Source organism: Mesorhizobium sp. P3_A2, assembly GCF_056403115.1.
Genome location: NZ_JBFUGC010000001.1, coordinates 37,126 through 56,768, shown reverse-complemented (window position 1 = coordinate 56,768; position 19,643 = coordinate 37,126). Strand labels below are relative to the sequence as shown.

Genomic DNA, 19,643 nt, shown 5'->3' with positions numbered 1-19,643 from the left:
TGACGGACGACGCCATATGCTGTATTTTTCGCGCCTGAAGATGATCCTGATCTGGCTGGCCGTGGCCGCCACGTTCATCCTTGCCGCGCCCAACCTTTTCCCCGCCAGCACATTGGCGCAACTGCCAAGCTGGGTGCCGAAGCGGCAGATGACGCTCGGTCTCGACCTGCAGGGCGGCTCGCACATCCTCTTGCAGATGGACCAGAACGATCTGGTCAAGGCGCAGCTGGAGACGACGCGCGACGAAATCCGCACGCTGCTGCGCGACGCGAAGGTGGGCTATACCGGTCTCGGCGGCACCGGCAAAACCGTGCAGGTGCGCATAACGGACCCCAATCAGATTGATGCCGCCAAGACGGCGCTCAAGCCGCTGACAGATCCGGTCGCCGCCGGCCTGTTCACCGGTGGTTCCATCCAGGAAATGTCGCTGGATGATTCCGAAGCCGGCGTGCTCAAATTCACCGTCACCGATGCCGGCGTAAAATACCGCACCTCGGCCGCATTGGCGCAGTCGATCGAAGTCGTCGAGCGTCGCGTCAACGAACTCGGTACCACCGAGCCGATCGTGCAGCGGCAGGGCGACGACCGTGTGCTGGTCCAGGTGCCCGGCCTGCAGGATCCGCAAAGGCTGAAGGAGATCATCGGCCAGACCGCCAAGATGACCTTCCAGATGGTCGAAACCTCGATGTCGGTGCAGGATGCGCTCAACGGCCGCCCGCCGGCAGGCTCTTCGGTGCTTTACTCGCAGGACGATCCGCCGGTTCCGTATCTGGTCGAAAATCGCGTCATCGTTTCGGGCGAAGATCTCGCGAAGGCGACGGCAACCTACAACTCGCAGACCAACGAGCCGGTGGTTTCGTTCACCTTCAATTCGCGCGGCGCGACCCGGTTCGGCCAGGCGACCCAGCAGAATGTCGGCAAGCCATTCGCCATCATCCTCGACAATCAGGTGATTTCGGCGCCGGTCATTCGCGAACCGATCCTCGGCGGCAGCGGCCAGATATCAGGCAATTTCACCGCCGAGAGCGCCAACGATCTCGCCGTGCTGCTGCGCGCCGGCGCGCTGCCGGCGAAGCTGACCGTGATCGAAGAACGCACGGTAGGCCCGGGCCTTGGCCAGGATTCGATCCATGCCGGCAAGGTCGCCGGCATTATCGGCTCCATCCTTGTCGTCGCCTTCATGTTCGTCGCCTACGGCTTCCTCGGCTTCCTCGCCAACATTGCGCTTGCCGTGCACGTGGCGATGATCGTCGGTCTGTTGTCGTTGCTTGGTGCGACGCTGACCTTGCCCGGCATTGCCGGTATTGTGCTGACCATCGGCATGGCGGTCGATTCCAACGTGCTGATTTATGAGCGCATCCGTGAGGAGCGACGGCTTGGCCGCTCCGTGATCCAGGCGATCGATACCGGCTTCTCGAAGGCGTTGGCGACCATCGTCGATTCCAACGTGACGTCGCTGATCGCCACCGTGGTGCTGTTTTATCTCGGCACCGGCCCGGTCAAGGGCTTCGCCATCACCTATGCCATCGGCATTCTGACCACGGTGTTCACCGCCTTCACCTTCACCCGTCTGCTGGTGTCGATCTGGCTGCGCCGCGCGCGCCCGAAGGAATTGCCGCGTGCGCCGGTGACCTTCATTCCGCCCGGCACAAAGATCCCGTTCATGGGCATCCGCCGCTGGACCTTCGCGCTGTCCAGCCTGCTGTCGGTCCTGTCGGTTATTGGATTCCTGACCATCGACATCAATTACGGCATCGATTTCAAGGGCGGCTCGATCATCGAGGTGCAGTCCAAGCAAGGCGACGCCGATATCGGCGATATCAGAAGCCGGCTGTCGGAGCTCAACATCGGTGAAGTGCAGGTGCAGCAGTTCGGCGCCCCCAACGACGTGCTGATCCGCGTCGGCACCCAGGAGGGTGGCGAGAATGCCGAGCAGACCGTCATCGACAAGGTGCGCGGTGAGCTGCAGGATAATTATGATTTCCGCCGCGTCGAAGTGGTGGGTCCCACAGTTTCGGGCGAACTGGCCAAGCAAGGCACCATTGCCATGCTGGTCGCGCTGATAGGCATCCTGGTCTATGTCTGGTTCCGCTTCGAATGGCAGTTCGCCGTCGGCGCCATCGTGGCGACGGTGCACGATGTGGTGATGACGCTGGGCTTCTTCGTCATCACCGGGCTCGAGTTCAACCAGTCGTCGTTGGCGGCGATCCTGACCATCATCGGCTATTCGTTGAACGATACGATCGTCGTTTATGACCGCGTCCGCGAGGATCTGCGAAAATACAAAAAGATGCCGCTGCCGCAATTGCTGAACAACGCCATCAACGAGACGCTGTCGAGAACGACGCTGACCTCGGTGACGACGATCCTGGCGCTGCTGGCGCTGGTGCTGTTCGGCGGTGAAGTGATCCGGTCGTTCACCATGGCGATGCTGTTCGGTGTCGTCTTCGGCACCTACTCGTCGATCTTCATCGCAGCACCCTTGCTGATCCTGTTCAGGTTGCGGCCGCAGGCCACGACCGCCGATGATGAGAAGCCGGTGGGTGGCGGCAAGGCCATGGCGACCTGACGGCCGCTCACGTGGCAAAAGGCATCGTCATCCGCGAGGCGCATTTCCCCGGCCGCGCGCCGATCGAAGCCTATGGCAATGGCGGCTTCCGCTTCGCCGATATGTCGCATCGCGGCTCGCTGCTCTGCTTGCCCACGGGCATCCACGGCTGGGAACCGGCCGATCCGCTGGCGCTGACGGCAGCGGATTTCAGCCTACTTTTAGCCGAGGCCGGCAAGGTCGAGATCCTGCTGGTCGGCACCGGCAAGGATTTGCGACCGTTGCCGGCGGCACTGCGCGCGGCATTGAAAGCGGCGGGCATTGCCTCCGACCCGATGTCGACGGGAGCGGCGGTGCGGACCTACAATGTGCTGCTTGCCGAAGACCGCGCCGTGGCCGCAGCCCTTATCGCCGTCGACTGACGTGACCGATACCGCCAACATCGTCATGGAGGCGGTGCGCGCCGGCGACCATGACCGCTATGTCAGCGCGCTCTATGCACCTGCCGACAAGCGCCAGGCGTTGTTTTCGCTTTACGCCTTCAACGCCGAGATCGCTTCTGTCCGAGATCGGATCCATGAGGCGCTGCCTGGCGAAGTGCGGCTGCAATGGTGGCGCGATGTCATCGCCGCAGAAGCGGCAGCCACCGGCAACCCGCTCGCCGACGCGCTGAAGGCGACGATTGCCGATCGCGGCCTGCCGAAAGCTGCCTTCGACAACATGCTCGAAGCCCGCATCTTCGACCTCTATGACGATCCGATGCCGTCGCGCACCGATCTCGAGGGATATTGCGGCGAGACGGCCGCGGCGCTGATCCAGTTGGCGGCGATGGTGCTCGATCCCATTGAGGCGCCGCGCTTTGCCGAACTGGCGGGCAGGGCGGGCTGCGCTCAGGCCATGACCGGCCTGTTGCTGCTGTTGCCGCTGCATCGCCGGCGCGGCCAATGTTTTGTTCCGGCGGATATCCTGGCGGCGGCGGGTTCGTCGCCGGAAGAGTTCGTCAGCGGCGATGGCGGACCCGGCGCGGCGCGGGCGGTGCCTGCAATGATCGCGCTGGCGCAGGAGCATCTCCGCGCTTTCGAGCAAGGGGCTTCGGCCCTGCCGGAGACGCTGCGCCCGGCATTTTTGCCGCTGGCCCTGACCAGCGCCTATCTCGGCAAGATGGCGAGTGGTCGCCAGGCGCCCCTGGCCGGCGTAGCGCGGCTTTCGGCGTTGCGCCGGCATTGGCTGTTGCTCAGACGCGCAATGCGAGGCTGGCCAGCCATTTGACGTAAACGTCAATCGTGCTAGAGATTCGTCGGCCCGAAATCGTCGCCAAAAGACGCGACCGGTCCGGAGGAGATTCCTGTCCATGAGCCTGCCTGTGCTGGTTGCACTCGTCGTTATCGGCATTGCGCTGTCGGTGCTGGCCGTGCACTTCACCGGCGGTAGCAAGATTGCGACGCTTGCCGGCCCGCATCAGGCGCTCAACCGTTTCGCCGATGATTTTCCCGACGAGAAGGCAGCAGCCGTGCGCCTGACGGCGGATAGCAGGACGGCGTTCCTCGATCTCGGTCCAGCGCGCATCGGCATCGTCCACAGCGTCGGCGACTGCTTCTTGACCCGGATCGTCACGCCACACGATGTCCTGGCCCTCGACGTCGACGAAGCCGGCGCGATCGCGCTCAGACTGGCCGACTTCACCTGGAAAGGCGGACGCTTCGCCTTCACCGACAAGGCTGACGCGAGGGCCGTCGCGGCGGTGCTTGCGCCGCACAATCCGAGCCTGGCGAAGGAGGCCGCGTGATGGACGACTACAATTTCCCTGAAGTGACCCAGCTTGCCATTCCGTTCTTCGTCGCTGCCATCCTGATCGAGCTCTGGCTGGTGCGCACCGGCCGTGCCAAGGGCTCGTTCGAGACGCGCGACACGCTGACCAGCCTGATGATGGGCACCGGCAATGTCGTCGCCGGCCTGCTGCTCGGCGTCGTCTCCTACTGGGCGCTGCTGTGGCTGTGGCAGTTCCGCTTCTTCAATCTCGGCCTGTCGGTATGGGTGTTCCTGGCCACCTTCCTGCTCGATGACCTGCGCTACTACGTCTATCACCGTATCGCGCACAGGGTGCGCTGGGTGTGGGCCGAGCATGTCAATCACCATTCCAGCCAGCACTACAATCTGTCGACGGCGCTCAGGCAAAGCTGGAGCGGGCTGTTCACCTTCATGTTCGTGCTGCAGGCGCCTTTGGTGCTGCTCGGATTCCATCCGGCGGTCATCGCCTTCACCTTCGGCTTCAACCTGGTCTGGCAGTTCTGGATCCACACCGAGGCGATCGGCAAGATGTGGGGCTGGTTCGAATTCATCTTCAACACGCCCTCGCACCACCGCGTCCACCACGCCACCAATCCGCGCTATCTCGACGCCAACTATGCCGGCACGCTGATCATCTGGGACCGCATGTTCGGCACCTTCGTCGAGGAGTTGGAAGAGGATCGACCGCGCTACGGCATCGTGAAAAATCTCGGCACGTTCAACCCGCTGAAAGTGGCGTTCCATGAATGGATCGGCATGTTCAGGGATGCCTTCGCGCCGGGGCTGACGCCCAGCGATCGCATCAACTACCTGATCAAGCCGCCAGGCTGGAGCCATGACGGCTCGCGCGAGACTTCGGAGAGTTTGAAGGCTGCGTATGTCAGAAGGAACCCGGCCGAGGCGGGCAAGCCGGGGCTGCGGGTTCCCCTGCGATCCGAACAATAAGCGGAATTGCCGAAGAATACTAAATTTATGTTGACTTACATTGCCTGTCGCGAATGATTGGGAGCGTTTGGCGGGATGGGGAAATCTAATGGGCGATGGTGAAGATGCTAAAGTTGCAGATTCTGAAGATCTTCTGATACTCCAAAATAAATCAGGCGATCCAAATGATATGGAGTCGTCGGACATCTCGGTTGAGCCCGAGGATGAAGATGAAGGACCGTTAGACCTACCAAAGTCGGCGTTTACTCCGATTAATTTTTCATCTGCCGCTAGGCGTGTAATTGACCTGTACCGCGCATGCAAGGAGGATAAGGAGCTTGATCCTCGCCCGTCATTTCAGCGTGGTTATGTCTGGGACAAAAATAAGGCAACGAAACTAATCGAGTCTATCCTACTTCATGTTCCACTCCCGCTTGTCTACACGGCAGAGGAAGAAAACGGACTGGAGGTTGTGATTGATGGTCAACAAAGGCTAACCACTTGCTTCTCTTTCATTGAAGGATTTTTTCCACTTTCAAAGAAAGACGAGGAGAGGCGTACTCGTGGCGAGAATGTAAAACATCGACCGTTTCGACTCGGGAAAATGAAAATCCTTTCTCAGTATGAAAAGATTGGCTATGCAGACTTGCCTCCTGATTTGCGGAAAACAATTAATAATTTTACTATCCAAATTATTAAGATTTCAAAGGAATCTCATCCGGACGTAAAATTTGAGATATTCGAACGCCTAAATACAGGGTCCGTCGCACTGGCTGACCAGGAAATTAGAAATTGTATCTACAGAGGGCCTTATAACAATAAGCTGTGCGAGTTGGCGAATAATCCGATCTTTCAAAAAATGCTTGGGATAAATAATTCTGCGGCGAGAATGCAAGATGTCGAACTTGTTCTTAGATTTATGGCTTTCAACGAATCTACTCATTTAAACTACAATGAAAAGATGAGATCGTTTTTAAATAGTCATATGAGGGAACGCAGAAATATTTCTTCAGATTTGAGTGAGAAATATACCAAAGACTTTTCAAATGCTGTGGAGTTGTCATTTACTGTTTTTGGTGAGAGCGCTTTTCGACGTTATTCGGAAGGCAATGACAATAATCCGAGAGGAAGATGGGAGCGATCGATCAATAAAGCCGTATTTGACGTGGTTATGTTTTGGTTCGCGCGCTACGAAAAACGACAAATTATTGAAAACAAAGGTGAAATTAGGGAGAAATACATTAAGATGTGCGTTACTGATCGCGACTTTAACGACGCCATCATGTTGGGCACTGCCGACGCTGCTCGTGTCAGAACTAGATTTAAGAAATGGGGCGATGCACTTGAGGAAATCATAAAAGTCCGTCCAAAGGAGCGGCGAGTCTACTCCTACCCTGAGAAACGCCAATTGTATGAGCTAGACCCGACTTGTGGGATTTGCAAACAGCAGATTGAGCATATTGATGATTCCGAGGTCGATCACATCCAACCATTTTCGCATGGCGGTGAGACTGCGATGTCAAACGCAAGATTGACCCACCGATATTGCAATCGTTCGCGTGGGACAGCTTCAACCTAGTTTGCTGATCGCAAGGAATTTACTCCGCCGCCTCGGCTCGCGCCGGCAGCCCCAGCCACTCCCGGCAATCAGCCCGCGCACGCGACGTGATCGCGTGGCGCTTAGCAACCGTTTTGTCCTTGCCGCGCAGGGGCTTGCCTTCGGTTTTCGGCGCCCCCACCGGGGGGAAAAGGCCGAAATTGACATTCATCGGTTGGAAGGAGCGTTTGCCCGGCTCGTCGTCGGAGACGATGTGGCCGCCGGTGATGTGGTTGAGCAGCGCGCCGAAGGCAGTGGTGAGCGGCGGCAGCGACGGCGCGTGGCCGAGCCGTTCGGCGGCGGCGAAGCGACCGGCGAGCAGGCCGATCGCAGCGCTTTCGACATAGCCTTCGCAGCCAGTGATCTGGCCGGCAAAGCGCAGGCCGGGCCGCGATTTCAACTGCAGCGAAGCGTCAAGCAGTGTCGGCGAATTGATGTAGGTGTTGCGGTGGAGGCCGCCCAGGCGGGCGAAGTCGGCGTTTTCCAGGCCCGGAATGGTGCGGAAAATGCGCACCTGCTCGGCATGCTTCAGCTTGGTCTGGAAACCGACCATGTTGTAGAGCGTGCCCAGCGCATTGTCCTGGCGCAGCTGCACGACGGCATAGGCTTTGACCGTCGGATTGTGGGCGTTGGTCAGGCCCATCGGCTTCATTGGCCCGTAGCGTAGCGTCTCGACCCCGCGCTCGGCCATGATCTCGATCGGCAGGCAGCCGTCGAAATAGGGCGTGCCCTCCCATTGCTTGAATTCGGTCTTCTGGCCGTCGACGAGCGCCTGCACGAAGGCGAGATACTGCTCCTTGTCCATCGGGCAGTTGATATAGTCCTTGCCGGTGCCGCCGGGCCCGACCTTGTCGTAGCGCGACTGGAACCAGCAGGTGTCCATGTCGATGGTGTCGAAATGGATGATCGGGGCGATGGCGTCGAAGAAGGCCAGCGCATCGGCGCCGGTTGCCTCTGCGATCGACTGGGCAAGCGAGGGCGCGGTCAGCGGACCGGTGGCGATGATTGCCTGGTCCCACTCCGCCGGCGGCAGGCCTGGCACTTCCTCGCGTTCGATGGTGATCAGCGGATGCGCTTCGAGTTTTTTGGTCACCGCGTCGGAGAAGCCATCGCGGTCGACGGCGAGCGCGCCGCCGGCCGGCACCTGGTTGGCGTCGCCGGCGCTCATGATCAGCGAACCGGCCAGCCGCATTTCGGCATGCAGCAGGCCGACGGCGTTGTTTTCGGCATCGTCGGAGCGGAAGGAATTGGAGCAGACGAGCTCGGCCAGGCCATCAGTCTTATGGGCATCGGTGCCGCGCACCGGACGCATTTCATGCAGGATTACCGGGACACCGGCTTGCGCGGCCTGCCATGCGGCTTCGGAACCGGCGAGGCCGCCGCCGATAATGTGGATTGGATTTTTGCTCATGAGCGCCGGAATAATCGCTTACCGCGCGGTTTGCAATTGGCCGGCTGCGAGGGTGAGCCGTTGCCGTTCCGCAACCACTCCGCAAGACCGTCTGTTTACACAGCAGAAAAATAGGGATATTTCATATCCTTAATATAAGATCGAGCGGTATCGACCCCGGAATTAATTGATGATCCTGAAAAGCCAAGTCGAATGGGCGCTGCATTGCTGCGCCATTCTCGCGGGCCTGCCTGCCGGGCGTTATCTCTCGACAAAAGCGCTCGCCGAATTCCACGGCCTTCCCAAGGAGTATCTTTCCAAGGCGCTGCAAAGCCTGTCACAGGCCGGCCTGGTCGATACGACGCTCGGTCCGTCAGGCGGATACCGGCTGGCGCGGCCGCCGGCCGAGTTGACCTTCCTCGAGATCGTTGAAGCGGTGGAGGGCAAGTCGCGGACGTTTGTGTGCACCAACATCCGCGAAAACAATCCTTGCCGTCCGCAGGGCTATTGCGAAAGCGGTCCCTGCGCGGTGTCTCGCATTATGTGGGAAGCCGACGAGGCCTGGCGGGCAAAACTGCGCAGTGTCCGACTTTCCGACCTCACTGCAGCGCTGGCGCAGGAGATTCCGGCGGAGCTTTGGAAGAACAGTTTCGAATGGGTGCTAGAGCGCGCCGGCTGAGCGCATGAGCTTCGCTTGCGGCTGGTCTCCCGTCGCCGGCAGCAGGATGGCATAGCTCTGCGGCGGCATAGCCAGGGAAAGACCATTCGCCTCGCAATGGCGATGGACAGAGTCGATCACCTCATTCCTCGCAAGCAACCGGTCGGCCGGACCGGCCACGCAAAAGAACAGGTCCACCCCGATTGCCACCGCGTCGATGTCCTTGAGCGCGACAAGCGGTGCCGGGTCCTTGACGATCCGCTCGCAGTTTCCGAGGGCCTCGCGCATAGCTCCCTCGATGACATGCGGCGCCTGTGTCCTGGCGATCCGCACGTTCACGCTGATCAGCTGTCTCTCGTCGGGACGGCTGAGATTGGTCAGGCTGACCTTCGCCAACACGCTGTTGGGCAGGACGACAATGTTGGACGCACCGGTAAGCAGATGCGTGGAGCGCCAGGTTGTTTCGACGATGCGTCCTTCCGTGCCGTCGCCCAGCATGATCCAGTCGCCGAGCGTATAGGGACGCCCCAGCGTCAGCGCGATGCCGGAAAAGACGTCGCCAAGCGTGTTCTGGAGCGCAAGCCCGACAATGATCGCAACCGCGCCCGACGTTGCCGCCAACGTCGCTACCGGAACGCCGAAGACGAAACCCGTTATCGACAGCGCCACGCCGAGATAGATGACCGCGACGACCAGCTCCTGGAGCAGGCGCGCTTCGCGCGGCCGGTGTTCCACGACGATATAGAGGCGCACAAAGCCGACAAGCGTCCAGGCAAGGTGTATCCACCAGAGGATGCGCGCCGACTTTGCCAGATACGCGCTCTGAAGATCGGTCTCAACCACCCAATGCGGCAGGATTCCGCTGAGCCAGAGCACCGCGGTCATGCCGGCGAAGAACAGGATCTGGACGACCAGGCGTGCCATCGGGCGCCCACGGCCCTGGAAATACCAGACGACAATGCCGGCAAGCCCCAGCAGATTGATCAAGACAAGAGGCAGATGATCGCCGAACATGGGTCCCCGACAGGATAAAGCTCACAGGCAGGGCCGGACGCCGGAAGGGCGTCCGGCCCTTTCGGCCTACTTCGTGACCGGATAGGTCAATTCTTTCTGGGCGGTATCGACCACGAAGACGGCCAGCAGTTTTGCGGGCTTCGTCTTGGAGCCGTTCTCGCTCACGCTGTGGCGGTCGCCCGGCATCTCCGAAAAGCTCTCGCCGGTCTTGTAGACCTTAGCCGGATCGTCATTGACCTGGCTGCGGATGGAGCCTTCCAGAACCGTCGCGTAGATGAAGGCCGAGCTCGGATGGGTGTGCGCCTCGGAGACGCCACCGGGACCATATTCAACCAGGATGCCCTTGATGCTCTTGCCTGGCACATTCGGCAGTTCATGTTCATAGACAAGCGTGACTTTGGCGGCCTTTCCGCCGGCGTGAGCATCCTTGGCTCCGGCCGGGTTGGCCAGGGCTGCCGTCACGATGACGGCTGCGGCGATGGACTTGATCATTTCGAAACTCCTTTTCTTGTATTGCGCAATGCGCTGCGCCTGGGCTGAGACGCAGCCTGGCGGTCATTTCCGCGCCGAAGTGGCGAACCACTGCTCGAAGCTGATGTGGCCAAGGCGGGGATCGTTGTCGGAGACGAGCGAATTGTCGTTCAGCCTGGCGCCGAAATAGAGCGCTTCCGGATCGGTCACGACCTTGCGGGGATCGCCGGAAGCCTTGAGGTAACGAGCGACGAGCTCGCTCATGCGCACACGCTCCGGGCCGGAAATCTCGATCGTGCCGTTGATCGGCGCGGCGAGCGCGACATTGGCCATGGCATCGGCGACATCGTCGGATGCGATGGGCTGCACATAGGCCGGCGACAGATGCACGGCTTCGCCGACAGCTCCGGATTTGGCGATGGCGGGCAGGAATTCCATGAACTGCGTGGAATGAACGATGGTGTAGGGAATGCCGGAAGTCTTGATCAGCTTTTCCTGGGCGAGCTTGGCGCGGAAATAGCCGGCGTCCTGCAGGCGTTCGGTCCCGACAACCGAGAGCGCGATATGGTGCTTGACCCCGGCAGCCTTGCCCGCCGCCAGCAGGTTGCGGCCCGACATCTCGAAGAATTCCATCGCGGCCTTGTCTTCGAAGGACGGCGAGTTGGCGAGATCGATGACCACCTCGGCGCCGGCGAGTGCCTCCTTCAGCCCTTCGCCGGTGATGGTGTTGACGCCGGTGTTCGGCGCGGCTGCGATCACTTCGTGGCCCTGCTTGCGCAAGCGTTCGGTGGTTTTGGTGCCGATGAGGCCGGTGCCGCCGATGATGACGATTTTCATGATGCTCTCCGTTTGCGGCCGCGCTGTCACGCCGCATCGATTGATGATTGGGGAAGGGTCAGTTCAGGCCGGCCTTGCCGAGCCCGTAGAGCTTGTCCGCCGAACCGGGCACAGTCTTAAAGGCGACGTTGAGGCGGTTCCAGGCATTGATGGTCATGATCGACAAGGTCAGGTCGGAAATTTCCTTTTCCGAAAGCTGCCCGCGCACACGCTCGTAGAGCTCGTCGGGAATGCCGCCTTCGGGGAGTTTCGTGACGGCTTCCGTCCAGGCAAGAGCGGCACGCTCACGCGGAATGAACAGGGTCGATTCCCGCCAGACAGCGACATGGTAGAGCCGCAGCTCGCTCTCGCCGTGGATCTTTGCTTCCTTGACATGCATGTCGAGACAGAAGGCGCAGCCATTGATCTGCGAAGCCCTGATATGGACGAGATCGCGGATCTTTTCCTCGATGGCGCCGTGCGCCTCGGCCATGCTGAGGTCGGAAAGCTTCTTGAACAGCTCGGGCGATTGTTGGGCGGCGTTCAGGCGCTGTGTCATGGCTAGTCCTTTTGACGGTTTGAGGATATTTTGTATCCTTAAGGACAATTAATATCCATAATAGCTGGACAGTAAAGCGCCTGCCGCCTAGGATGCGGACATAAGGCATATGTCGAAAGGTAATGAGGGTAAGGATGGACGTCGTATCGGCATTGCGAACGTTCCTGCGGGTGGCGCAGACAAGGTCCTTCTCCGCGGCCGCGATCGACCTCAATTTGACGCAGCCGGCCGTGTCCCGGCAGGTCTCCGCGCTGGAAGCGCATCTGAAGACGCGCCTTCTGCATCGCACCACAACCGCGCTTGCCTTGACGGTGGAGGGCGAACAGATGCTGCCGATGGCGCTGCGCGTGGTGGAAGCGGTCGACGCGCTGAGCGAAGCGAGTGGCACTGAGGGCGCAACCGTATCGGGAAAAGTGCGACTTAGCCTGCCTACGCCGCTCGGGTTGTTTATCGGCGACCGCCTTGCAAGGCTGCTGGAGAGCCATCCATCTCTTGCCGTCGAACTGATCTTGCGGGAGGAACCCTCGGATCTCGTCGCTGATGCCATCGATCTCGAGGCGCGCCTCGGCCCAGTCGGCGACAGCAGCCTGATCTGCCGCCGGATCGGCTGGACCACTGCCTTTCTCGTGGCCTCGCCATGCTATCTCGAGGGACGGGATATGCCGCAAGCGCCGCAAGACATCAGGGATCACCGCTGCATTTGTTACAGCCGTGCCGGCGATGGCCGGTCATGGTCGTTCTCCGACGGGGCGGACGATGTTGTTCTGCGGGTTGAACCTCGCCTGGTCGCCAACAATTCAATGGCGGTTCATCGGGCAACACTGGCCGGGGCCGGGCTTGCGGTGCTGTCCCATATCCTGGCCGGGCCGGACATCGAAGCCGGCAGGCTGGTCAAGGTGATGCCGGATTTTCCGCCGACGCGGCTGCCGATCAATGTCGTTTATCCATCCCGCAAGAACATGCCGCTGCGGGTGACGACGGTGCTCGACTTTCTTGTCCAGTCCGTCCGCGACGATGCTTGGATGGCGGCATAAGCGCCTTGGTCGACGGAGTGCTCAGCTGAAAGCCTGCCCCAGAAACAACAACACCCGCCGGGGGAGGATCCGGCGGGTGTCGTTTTGGGGGCCGATCCTCGGGAGGAGGTGGGGATCGGCCGTATTCGCCATCGCCGGGGAGGAGGTCGGCTTTGACGAAATTCTTTTCACCGGATCAAGGGGGGCGAAACCCCTGGAAGACGAACTGCGTTCGCTTTGAAAGACGAACTGCGTTCGCTTTGGAAACAGCGCCCGCCGCGGGAGGAGGTGCGGCGGGCGCCGTTTTGATGGTCAACCCTCGGGAGGAGGTAAGGGTTGGCCGTATCCGTCAGGGTCGGGGAGGAGGTCGACCCTGGCGAAATTCTTGCCGTTAGAAGGTCGCCTTGCGGGCGACGATCTTGATCTCGTCGCGGACGATGCCGAGATCATGGAGCTGGCGGTTCGAAAGGCGACCCAGCTCGGTAACGGTGTCGCGATAAACGCGCCAGTTACGGTAGTTGCGGATCAGGTTCATTGTCGTTCTCTTTTTCAAAACTGGTTCGGATCATTTGCGATCCGAAGAGGATTAGACCGCCTTGCGGGCGACGTAGTGGATGTCGCTGCGGCTGATGCCGAGGTCGGTCAGTTCACGGTTCGACAGGCGGCTCAGCTCGGAGACGGTGTCCCGGTAGCGGCGCCAGTTGCGGTAGTTGCGGATCAGGTTCATGGTAGTACTCGTTTCGTCTTTCTTCGGATCATTCCGTTTGTGTACGAATGGAAAATAGGCGGACCTATATCGATTTAAAAGTGCCATTGACGCATGGCAGCAATGCAAATTGTGCAATGCAACATTAACGCGCGTTCACGGCTTCGACATAAAGAAACCCGAATCGGAAAATGTCGTAGCGTCAGCGGTTTGACCGCATCGGCTGACAAAAGGCCGAAACTGGGGGAGAAGCGGCATGGCGAGCTATTCGTCACGGGTGAGGACGGATATCGCGCGTTGGCTGCAGGCCGGCCTGATCGACGCGAAGACGGCCGATGCGCTGAGGCGGGATATCGACGCAAACGAACGCAAATCGCTGAGCTTCGGCACCATATTGGCGATGATGGCGGCGCTGCTGTTTGGCGCCGCCATTCTGCTCTTCGTCGCTTCCAACTGGGAGGCCATCCCGCGGCTGGTGCGGGTCGCGGCACTGTTTGCCGTCATTCTCGCCGGCTATGTCGGCGGCGCCGTGCTGAAGAACCGCGACCAGGCAGCGATCGGCGAGGCACTGTGGATCGTGGCGGCCGCGGCCTTCGGCGGTTCGATCGCGCTGATCGGCCAGATGTACCATCTCACGGGCGACGAGGCCTCGGCCATTGTCACCTGGGGCATCGGCACAGCACTTGCCGCGGTGGCGTTGCGCTCGAACCCGCTGACCGTCGCTGCCGTCGGCATTTCCGTGGCCTGGCTGTTCGTGCGGGAGTTCGACTTCTACAACCGCACCGAATTCCCGAATTTCTTCGTCATCATGGCACTGGCGCTGTTTGTCGTCTCGTTCTGGACGCGCAGCCAGCCGGCCCGGCACCTGATTATTCTCTCGGTCATCTTCTATATCGCGCTGCGCGGCATGGACCACAACACGCTGCTGCTGGCTATCCCGCTGGTCGTGGTGTCGGCGCTGCTGTTTGCCGTGGCAATCTTCGCCGCTGAGCCGGTCGACCGGGTTCTGCAACTCGGCGGGCGGCTGCCATTGCATGCCTTGATCGGCTTTCTCACCGGCCTGGCGATGATCCAGTTCGAACTGGGTGATCACAGCACCTTCAACGGCGGCTTTGCCATCGCCTCGGTCGTGGCACTGGCCGGCATTGCCGCGGCGGTCATGCTGGGCGGGCGCGAGAGCAGGGGGCTGCGCTGGGTCGCCTATGCCGGCTTTGCCTTCGAACTCGCCATCATCTACGTGGTGACCTTGCAATCGATGCTCGACACGGCCGGCTTCTTCCTGGCCGCGGCGGTGCTGTTCGGCATCCTGGCCCTCGTCATCATCCGCGTGGAAAAACGCATGAAGGCCCCGGAAGGAGCGGCAGCATGATATCGGGAAAGAAACTTGTCATCTCGGCGCTGGTGCTGGCGCTGGTGCAGATCGGCTTCCTGAGCTGGATCATCGCCGGCCGGGCCGCGATCCTGCGCAACGGCAAGGAGGTCCTGCTGAAGATCGAGCCGGTCGATCCGCGCGACCTGTTGCGCGGCGACTATATTATACTCGGCTACGAGATATCGCGCCTGCCGGTCAAGCTGATCGCCAACATTCCGGCCGAACAGCTCAGCACCGAGAACACGCCGATCGTGGTCCGGCTGAAGCCGGGCGCCGACGGCTATTGGCATGCGACCACTGCCTGGTTCGGCAAGGCGCCGACGCCGCCGGCCGCCGACGAAGCCGATATTGTCGGCCAGGTCGCGCCGGGCTGGACGCTTGATGCCGAATCCACAATCGCACCGCAATATGGCATCGACCGTTTCTACCTGCCTGAGGGACAGGGCATCTCGATCCAGAACGACATGCGAGTGCGGCCATTCGGGGTGCGCATCGCGCTCGCCGCCAATGGCGAGGCGCAGATCAAGGCGCTGATGGACGGCGACAAGACATTGTTCGAGGAACCGCTCTATTAGAATTCTCGGCTGGAAGTTCACTTTAGGGCACGGATTTCGGTAAAACGATCGCTTCGCCCGCATGCAACAAGGGTCCGGGCGAGGAACCATGACGACTACGCTGACGACGCGTGAAGACATCAATCTCGATGCAGTTTTACGCGTCGCCTGGAAAAACGACACGGTCGCCATCAGCGACAAGGCCTTGCAACGCATTGCCGAGTGCCGCGCCTCGTTCCTGAAACTCATTGAATCCGATCCGCCGCCCATCATCTACGGCGTCACCACCGCCATGGGCGAGCTGGCGAGCCGCAAGCTCGAACGCGACGAGCGCGACCGCCATGCACGCATCAAGGCTTTTGCTGCGGCCACATCCTTCGGCGAGCCGTTGCCTGAGCGCGTCGTCAGGGCAATCGTGCTGGCCCGGCTGACTAATTTCATCGAAGGCAATGCCGCCACCACGCCACGCATTGCGCTAGCCGTTGCCGCAATGCTCGACGGCGGACCGATGCCAGTGGTGCCGTCGCAAGGGCAGGGCGGCGCCGGCGAGATCCTGGCCCTCTATCCGCTGTTTGCCGAGCTCACCGCTGGCCTGGAGCTCGAAGTGAAGGAGCGCGGATCGCTGATCAACGGCTCGCCTTGCGCGGCGGCGCTGGTGGCTGACGCGGCGCTTGCCGCACGCCGCCGCGTTGCGATGGCGCACAAGGTGTTTGCGCTGTCGATCGAGGCGTTTCGCGCCCCGCTCGAGCATTATGATGCCGCGCTCGACGGGCTCTGGGGCGACGCGCATGAGGCGGCGGCCTTGCGCGGGTTGCGGCAGTTCCTGGTTGGCGCCGGCGACGGGCGGCGCAACTATCAGGCGCCGGTCAGCTACCGCATCGTGCCGCGCGTGCTCGGCCACGCGCACCGGGCGCTGGCGGGCGCCGAGCAGGCGGCGACCGTGTCTCTGGCTTCGATATCGGACAATCCCGTCTATATCCCGCCGGACGCGGCGCATCCACTGGGGCGCTGCATCTCGACCGGCGGCTATCACAATGCCATGGCGACGCCGGCATTGGACGATCTGGCGGCGATCTGGGCCGATCTCTGCCTGCTCTGCGACCGCCACGCCTCAAAACTGCTGAACGGCAAGGTGTCGCTGCTGCCCGACCTGTTGATGACAGGGCGGCATTGGGCCGACAGCGACGGCCACGGCAATGTCGGTTATGTCCCGATGGCGATTACCGGCTATCTCGAACAGGCCAAGCTCGCGGCGCAGCGCACCTTCATTCCGGGAACCGAATCGGCCGGCGCCGGCCAGGACGACGTCGCCACCACGGCATTCTTCGCCTGGACCAAGGAAGCAACCGCCGGCCGCTGCCTCGACGCGGCAATGGCCATGCTGGCCATGATCGCCTTGCAGGCGCTCTACGTCACCAATCGCGCCGCACCGCCGGCGCTGCAGGGCTTCGTCGCGGATATCAGGAAGATCGTGCCGCCGGTCGATGCCGACCGCGTGCTGGGGCCGGAGCTGGCCAAGCTGGCGCAGTGGTTCACGGGGCAGGTGTTTGAAGTGTAGGGCGTCGCGCCAGTCCTCCTACGCCAAGGCTTCGGAGGACATCCTTCGCTCTGACGAGCCTCAGGTGGCCTGCCACCCGAAGCTCGTCAGAGCGAAGGATGGTGCGGGTAGAGGGACTCGAACCCCCACGCTTTCACGCCAGAACCTAAATCTGGTGCGTCTACCAATTCCGCCATACCCGCGTGGCCCGGCAATCCCATGTAGCCATCATTCTGTCAATGTCGGGGCGAAAATGGTGCCCATTCGCTGCAACGCGAAGATGGTTGAAAATTACCCTCGCCTGTGACAAAAGGCGTGTCAAATGTGACGGGACGCGCCGATCCGCTTCTGCAGAATGTGATAAGAAGTAGGAAAAACAAGAACTTATTCACATCTTGGAACGCAGTTTGGAAGAGTTTGAGCCGTAATTTCGGTCAAATCGCCAGGTTCCGTACCAAAAGCCATTCCCGGCAAGATTGTACCGGCAGGCTGTGAACGGCAGAAGGCCGTGGCAGTCTCTTTGGTGAAGATAAAGGTTTTACGATGCAGGTCACCGAAACGCTCAACTCAGGTCTCAAGCGCGAGATTAAGATCACCGTGCCGGCCGGTGACATGGAAGCCAAGCTGATGGCGCGGCTGTCCGACGCCCGCAACAAGGTCCGCATCAACGGCTTCCGTCCCGGCAAAGTGCCGGTGCAGCACCTGCGCAAGGTCTACGGCAAGTCGTTCATGGCCGAAGTGGTCAACGAGATCCTCAACGATTCGACCCGTTCGATCATCACCGGGCGCGGCGAAAAGGCCGCCATGCAGCCCGAAGTGATCATGACCGAGGACGAGAAAGAGGCCGAGAAGATCCTGGCCGGCGGCGCCGACTTCGAATTCCGCCTCAACTACGAGGTCATCCCGGCGATCGAGATCAAGGATTTCTCCGACATCAAGGTGACGCGCCAGGTGTTCGAAGTGCCGGACAGCGAGATCGACGAGCAGGTCCAGCGCGTCGCCGAATCGGCACGCAGCTTCGAGCCGAAGACCGGCAAGGCCGCCGAAGGCGACCGCGTTTCGATCGACTATGTCGGCAAGATCGATGGCGAGGCCTTCTCCGGCGGCGCCGGCACCGACCAGCCGCTGGTGCTGGGTTCCAAGGAATTCATCCCGGGTTTTGAGGACCAGCTCATTGGATCCAAGGCCGGCGACGAGAAGCGGGTCACGGTCATTTTCCCCGAAAACTACCAGGCGGCGCATCTGGCCGGCAAGGAAGCCACCTTCGACGTCACCGTCAAGGAAGTGTCCAAGCCCGGCGCGCTGGAAATCAATGACGAGATGGCCAAGAATCTCGGCCTGGAATCGCTGGAGCGCCTGCGCGATGTGGTGCGCGGCCAGATCGAAAACCAGTTCGGTTCGATGACCCGCCAGAAGGTCAAGCGTCAGCTGCTCGACCAGCTTGACGCGGCCTATTCATTCGAGGCGCCCTCGAAGCTCGTCGATGCCGAGTTCAACAACATCTGGACCCAGGTCAACCGCGATCTCGAAGCTGCCGGCCGGACCTTCGCCGATGAAGAAACGACGGAAGAAGAGGCACGCGCCGAATATCTGCGCCTTGCCGAGCGCCGCGTGCGTCTCGGTCTGGTTCTGGCCGAGATCGGCGAGAAGGCCGGCGTCACCGTCTCGGACGAGGAACTGCAGCGCGGTCTGTTCGAGCAGGTGCGCCGCTACCCGGCCAACCAGCAGCAGGAAGCGTTCGAGTTCTACCGCAGCAATCCGGAAGCGCTGAACACGTTGCGCGCGCCGATGTTCGAGGAGAAGGTCGTCGACCATCTGCTCGGCCAGATCTCGGTCACCGACGTCAAGGTCAGCAAGGAAGAGCTGATGGCGGACGACGAGGAGACCGACACCGCCAAGGCCAAGCCGGCGAAGAAGGCCGCTGCCAAGAAGGCCGACAAGGCTGAAAAGGCCGACGACGCGGAAGAGCCCAAGAAGAAGGCCGCGCCGAAGAAGAAGGCTGCCAAGGACGCGGAATAAGCCGCTTGACGACAAGATCAGAAAAGGCCGCCCTCGAGGCGGCCTTTTTCGTTGTGGCGGATGTGCCCTTGAGCCACCGCAGATCACCTAAACCTTTGTACGGTCGACCTGTTCTACCTGCTGGCCAGATTCTGTGGTACACAGGTGCCGCAATTCCATCTGGGGGGAGAAGCGGAGAATCCGTTCTGTCGTGCAACGCGCATGCTGGCGGTATCGGCATGCGAAGATCGTCTCGGGCAAATTTGACGATCAGGGAGGAAATGCCATGCGCTTGGTTGTGTTTTTCGCTGTCGTATCTGTTGCAACCTTCATCTCCAATCCATCGCGGGCACAGGATGCTGCGGCGGGCGAGAAGGTCTTCACCAAATGCAAGGTCTGCCACATCGCAGACCAAGACACGAACAAGATCGGTCCGTCGTTGCACGGGGTTATCGGCCGGACGGCCGGCACGCATCCGGATTTCAAATATTCCGAGGCCATGATCGCGGCCGGCAAATCCGGCGTCAAATGGGATGAACCCACGCTGACGACCTACCTTCACGATCCCAAGGCCATGGTCAAAGGTACGAAGATGGCGTTTCCCGGCCTCAAGAAGGACGAGGACATCGCCAATGTCATTGCCTATCTGAAGCAATTTTCCCAGTAGCTTGGCTCTTTGGTCGGCCAGACTGCCCGTT

The 19,643-nt window shown here is 60.9% G+C and carries 20 protein-coding genes and 1 tRNA gene; 13 read left to right on the top strand and 8 right to left on the bottom strand.

Annotation, left to right across the window (positions count from 1 at the left end):
- Nucleotides 1-16: 16 nt before the first annotated feature.
- The 6 genes from secDF (at nt 17) to AC1DXM_RS00210 (ending at nt 6,839) form a co-directional block, all read left to right on the top strand.
- Nucleotides 17-2,569 (top strand): protein translocase subunit SecDF, encoded by a 2,553-nt coding sequence (secDF, locus tag AC1DXM_RS00235; RefSeq protein WP_477231238.1) that lies wholly within the window; start codon nt 17-19, stop codon nt 2,567-2,569.
- An 11-nt stretch (nt 2,570-2,580) separates the two neighbouring features.
- Nucleotides 2,581-2,970, top strand: coding sequence for an Mth938-like domain-containing protein (locus tag AC1DXM_RS00230; protein ID WP_477231237.1), 390 nt, complete (start codon nt 2,581-2,583; stop codon nt 2,968-2,970).
- Between the two features lie 25 nt (nt 2,971-2,995).
- The gene (locus AC1DXM_RS00225) at nt 2,996-3,817 is read left to right on the top strand and encodes a phytoene/squalene synthase family protein (protein WP_477231935.1); all 822 of its coding nucleotides are present in this window, start codon (nt 2,996-2,998) and stop codon (nt 3,815-3,817) included.
- Nucleotides 3,818-3,899: 82 nt separating this feature from the next.
- On the top strand, nt 3,900-4,334 hold the full coding sequence (locus AC1DXM_RS00220) for a hypothetical protein (protein ID WP_477231236.1): 435 nt from the start codon (nt 3,900-3,902) through the stop codon (nt 4,332-4,334).
- Entirely contained in the window at nt 4,334-5,281 is a 948-nt protein-coding gene (locus tag AC1DXM_RS00215; protein WP_477231235.1) for a sterol desaturase family protein, read from the top strand. The genes AC1DXM_RS00220 and AC1DXM_RS00215 overlap by 1 nt, the downstream gene beginning before the upstream one ends.
- A gap of 88 nt (nt 5,282-5,369) precedes the next feature.
- The gene (locus tag AC1DXM_RS00210) at nt 5,370-6,839 is read left to right on the top strand and encodes a GmrSD restriction endonuclease domain-containing protein (protein WP_477231234.1); all 1,470 of its coding nucleotides are present in this window, start codon (nt 5,370-5,372) and stop codon (nt 6,837-6,839) included.
- A 19-nt stretch (nt 6,840-6,858) separates the two neighbouring features.
- Here the strand turns inward: AC1DXM_RS00210 and trmFO are convergent, their stop codons facing one another.
- A complete protein-coding gene (gene trmFO, locus AC1DXM_RS00205) occupies nt 6,859-8,268 on the bottom strand; it encodes a methylenetetrahydrofolate--tRNA-(uracil(54)-C(5))-methyltransferase (FADH(2)-oxidizing) TrmFO (RefSeq protein ID WP_477231233.1) in 1,410 nt (469 codons plus the stop codon).
- Between the two features lie 169 nt (nt 8,269-8,437).
- Between trmFO and AC1DXM_RS00200 the strand changes: the two genes are divergently transcribed.
- Complete coding sequence (locus AC1DXM_RS00200) at nt 8,438-8,926, top strand: RrF2 family transcriptional regulator (RefSeq protein ID WP_477231232.1); 489 nt, start codon at nt 8,438-8,440, stop codon at nt 8,924-8,926.
- Here AC1DXM_RS00200 and AC1DXM_RS00195 read toward each other — a convergent pair.
- From AC1DXM_RS00195 to AC1DXM_RS00180, 4 genes are all read right to left on the bottom strand, one after another.
- Nucleotides 8,909-9,919 carry a mechanosensitive ion channel family protein gene (locus AC1DXM_RS00195; protein ID WP_477231231.1) on the bottom strand — a complete coding sequence of 337 codons (1,011 nt, stop codon included), beginning with the start codon at nt 9,917-9,919 and terminating at the stop codon, nt 8,909-8,911. The two genes, AC1DXM_RS00200 and AC1DXM_RS00195, sit on opposite strands and share 18 nt — an antisense overlap.
- Before the next feature lie 66 nt (nt 9,920-9,985).
- Nucleotides 9,986-10,411 carry a cupin domain-containing protein gene (locus tag AC1DXM_RS00190; protein ID WP_477231230.1) on the bottom strand — a complete coding sequence of 142 codons (426 nt, stop codon included), beginning with the start codon at nt 10,409-10,411 and terminating at the stop codon, nt 9,986-9,988.
- 63 nt (nt 10,412-10,474) lie between these two features.
- Entirely contained in the window at nt 10,475-11,227 is a 753-nt protein-coding gene (locus AC1DXM_RS00185) for an SDR family oxidoreductase (RefSeq protein ID WP_477231229.1), read from the bottom strand.
- A gap of 58 nt (nt 11,228-11,285) precedes the next feature.
- Complete coding sequence (locus AC1DXM_RS00180; protein ID WP_192257275.1) at nt 11,286-11,765, bottom strand: carboxymuconolactone decarboxylase family protein; 480 nt, start codon at nt 11,763-11,765, stop codon at nt 11,286-11,288.
- Nucleotides 11,766-11,899: 134 nt separating this feature from the next.
- On the opposite strand from AC1DXM_RS00180, the gene AC1DXM_RS00175 reads away from it, so the two are divergent.
- Nucleotides 11,900-12,799: a LysR family transcriptional regulator gene (locus AC1DXM_RS00175; RefSeq protein WP_477231228.1), complete on the top strand. Its 900-nt coding sequence runs from the start codon at nt 11,900-11,902 to the stop codon at nt 12,797-12,799.
- 370 nt (nt 12,800-13,169) lie between these two features.
- On the opposite strand, the gene AC1DXM_RS00170 is transcribed toward AC1DXM_RS00175, so the two are convergent.
- Both AC1DXM_RS00170 and AC1DXM_RS00165 read right to left on the bottom strand, forming a co-directional pair.
- A complete protein-coding gene (locus tag AC1DXM_RS00170; RefSeq protein WP_112564748.1) occupies nt 13,170-13,313 on the bottom strand; it encodes a DUF1127 domain-containing protein in 144 nt (47 codons plus the stop codon).
- A 51-nt stretch (nt 13,314-13,364) separates the two neighbouring features.
- A complete protein-coding gene (locus tag AC1DXM_RS00165; RefSeq protein ID WP_006335194.1) occupies nt 13,365-13,505 on the bottom strand; it encodes a DUF1127 domain-containing protein in 141 nt (46 codons plus the stop codon).
- A 235-nt stretch (nt 13,506-13,740) separates the two neighbouring features.
- Here AC1DXM_RS00165 and AC1DXM_RS00160 point away from each other — a divergent pair, with 235 nt between their 5' ends.
- The 3 genes from AC1DXM_RS00160 to AC1DXM_RS00150 all read left to right on the top strand — a co-directional run bounded on the left by AC1DXM_RS00160 (nt 13,741) and on the right by AC1DXM_RS00150 (nt 16,968).
- Complete coding sequence (locus tag AC1DXM_RS00160) at nt 13,741-14,853, top strand: DUF2157 domain-containing protein (protein ID WP_477231227.1); 1,113 nt, start codon at nt 13,741-13,743, stop codon at nt 14,851-14,853.
- On the top strand, nt 14,850-15,431 hold the full coding sequence (locus AC1DXM_RS00155; protein WP_477231226.1) for a GDYXXLXY domain-containing protein: 582 nt from the start codon (nt 14,850-14,852) through the stop codon (nt 15,429-15,431). The genes AC1DXM_RS00160 and AC1DXM_RS00155 overlap by 4 nt, the downstream gene beginning before the upstream one ends.
- A gap of 88 nt (nt 15,432-15,519) precedes the next feature.
- Nucleotides 15,520-16,968, top strand: coding sequence for an aromatic amino acid lyase (locus tag AC1DXM_RS00150; protein ID WP_477231225.1), 1,449 nt, complete (start codon nt 15,520-15,522; stop codon nt 16,966-16,968).
- Nucleotides 16,969-17,067: 99 nt separating this feature from the next.
- Here the strand turns inward: AC1DXM_RS00150 and AC1DXM_RS00145 are convergent.
- Nucleotides 17,068-17,150: transfer RNA gene (locus AC1DXM_RS00145), tRNA-Leu, on the bottom strand.
- A 340-nt stretch (nt 17,151-17,490) separates the two neighbouring features.
- Here AC1DXM_RS00145 and tig point away from each other — a divergent pair.
- Together tig and AC1DXM_RS00135 are read left to right on the top strand one after the other, a co-directional pair.
- Entirely contained in the window at nt 17,491-18,966 is a 1,476-nt protein-coding gene (gene tig, locus AC1DXM_RS00140; protein ID WP_477231224.1) for a trigger factor, read from the top strand.
- Nucleotides 18,967-19,231: 265 nt separating this feature from the next.
- A complete protein-coding gene (locus tag AC1DXM_RS00135; RefSeq protein WP_477231934.1) occupies nt 19,232-19,612 on the top strand; it encodes a c-type cytochrome in 381 nt (126 codons plus the stop codon).
- The last annotated feature ends 31 nt before the right edge of the window (nt 19,613-19,643 follow it).

Excerpts from the sequence above, each read along its gene's own strand:
- AC1DXM_RS00190 (WP_477231230.1), bottom strand. The coding sequence starts at position 10,411 with ATGATCAAGTCCATCGCCGCAGCCGTCATCGTGACGGCAGCCCTGGCC.
- AC1DXM_RS00160 (WP_477231227.1), top strand. The coding sequence starts at position 13,741 with ATGGCGAGCTATTCGTCACGGGTGAGGACGGATATCGCGCGTTGGCTG.
- tig (WP_477231224.1), top strand. The coding sequence starts at position 17,491 with ATGCAGGTCACCGAAACGCTCAACTCAGGTCTCAAGCGCGAGATTAAG.
- AC1DXM_RS00215 (WP_477231235.1), top strand. The coding sequence starts at position 4,334 with ATGGACGACTACAATTTCCCTGAAGTGACCCAGCTTGCCATTCCGTTC.
- AC1DXM_RS00155 (WP_477231226.1), top strand. The coding sequence starts at position 14,850 with ATGATATCGGGAAAGAAACTTGTCATCTCGGCGCTGGTGCTGGCGCTG.
- AC1DXM_RS00170 (WP_112564748.1), bottom strand. The coding sequence starts at position 13,313 with ATGAACCTGATCCGCAACTACCGTAACTGGCGCGTTTATCGCGACACC.
- AC1DXM_RS00225 (WP_477231935.1), top strand. The coding sequence starts at position 2,996 with ATGGAGGCGGTGCGCGCCGGCGACCATGACCGCTATGTCAGCGCGCTC.
- secDF (WP_477231238.1), top strand. The coding sequence starts at position 17 with ATGCTGTATTTTTCGCGCCTGAAGATGATCCTGATCTGGCTGGCCGTG.
- AC1DXM_RS00220 (WP_477231236.1), top strand. The coding sequence starts at position 3,900 with ATGAGCCTGCCTGTGCTGGTTGCACTCGTCGTTATCGGCATTGCGCTG.
- AC1DXM_RS00180 (WP_192257275.1), bottom strand. The coding sequence starts at position 11,765 with ATGACACAGCGCCTGAACGCCGCCCAACAATCGCCCGAGCTGTTCAAG.
- trmFO (WP_477231233.1), bottom strand. The coding sequence starts at position 8,268 with ATGAGCAAAAATCCAATCCACATTATCGGCGGCGGCCTCGCCGGTTCC.
- AC1DXM_RS00185 (WP_477231229.1), bottom strand. The coding sequence starts at position 11,227 with ATGAAAATCGTCATCATCGGCGGCACCGGCCTCATCGGCACCAAAACC.
- AC1DXM_RS00200 (WP_477231232.1), top strand. The coding sequence starts at position 8,438 with ATGATCCTGAAAAGCCAAGTCGAATGGGCGCTGCATTGCTGCGCCATT.
- AC1DXM_RS00150 (WP_477231225.1), top strand. The coding sequence starts at position 15,520 with ATGACGACTACGCTGACGACGCGTGAAGACATCAATCTCGATGCAGTT.
- AC1DXM_RS00165 (WP_006335194.1), bottom strand. The coding sequence starts at position 13,505 with ATGAACCTGATCCGCAACTACCGCAACTGGCGCCGCTACCGGGACACC.
- AC1DXM_RS00175 (WP_477231228.1), top strand. The coding sequence starts at position 11,900 with ATGGACGTCGTATCGGCATTGCGAACGTTCCTGCGGGTGGCGCAGACA.
- AC1DXM_RS00210 (WP_477231234.1), top strand. The coding sequence starts at position 5,370 with ATGGGCGATGGTGAAGATGCTAAAGTTGCAGATTCTGAAGATCTTCTG.
- AC1DXM_RS00195 (WP_477231231.1), bottom strand. The coding sequence starts at position 9,919 with ATGTTCGGCGATCATCTGCCTCTTGTCTTGATCAATCTGCTGGGGCTT.
- AC1DXM_RS00135 (WP_477231934.1), top strand. The coding sequence starts at position 19,232 with ATGCGCTTGGTTGTGTTTTTCGCTGTCGTATCTGTTGCAACCTTCATC.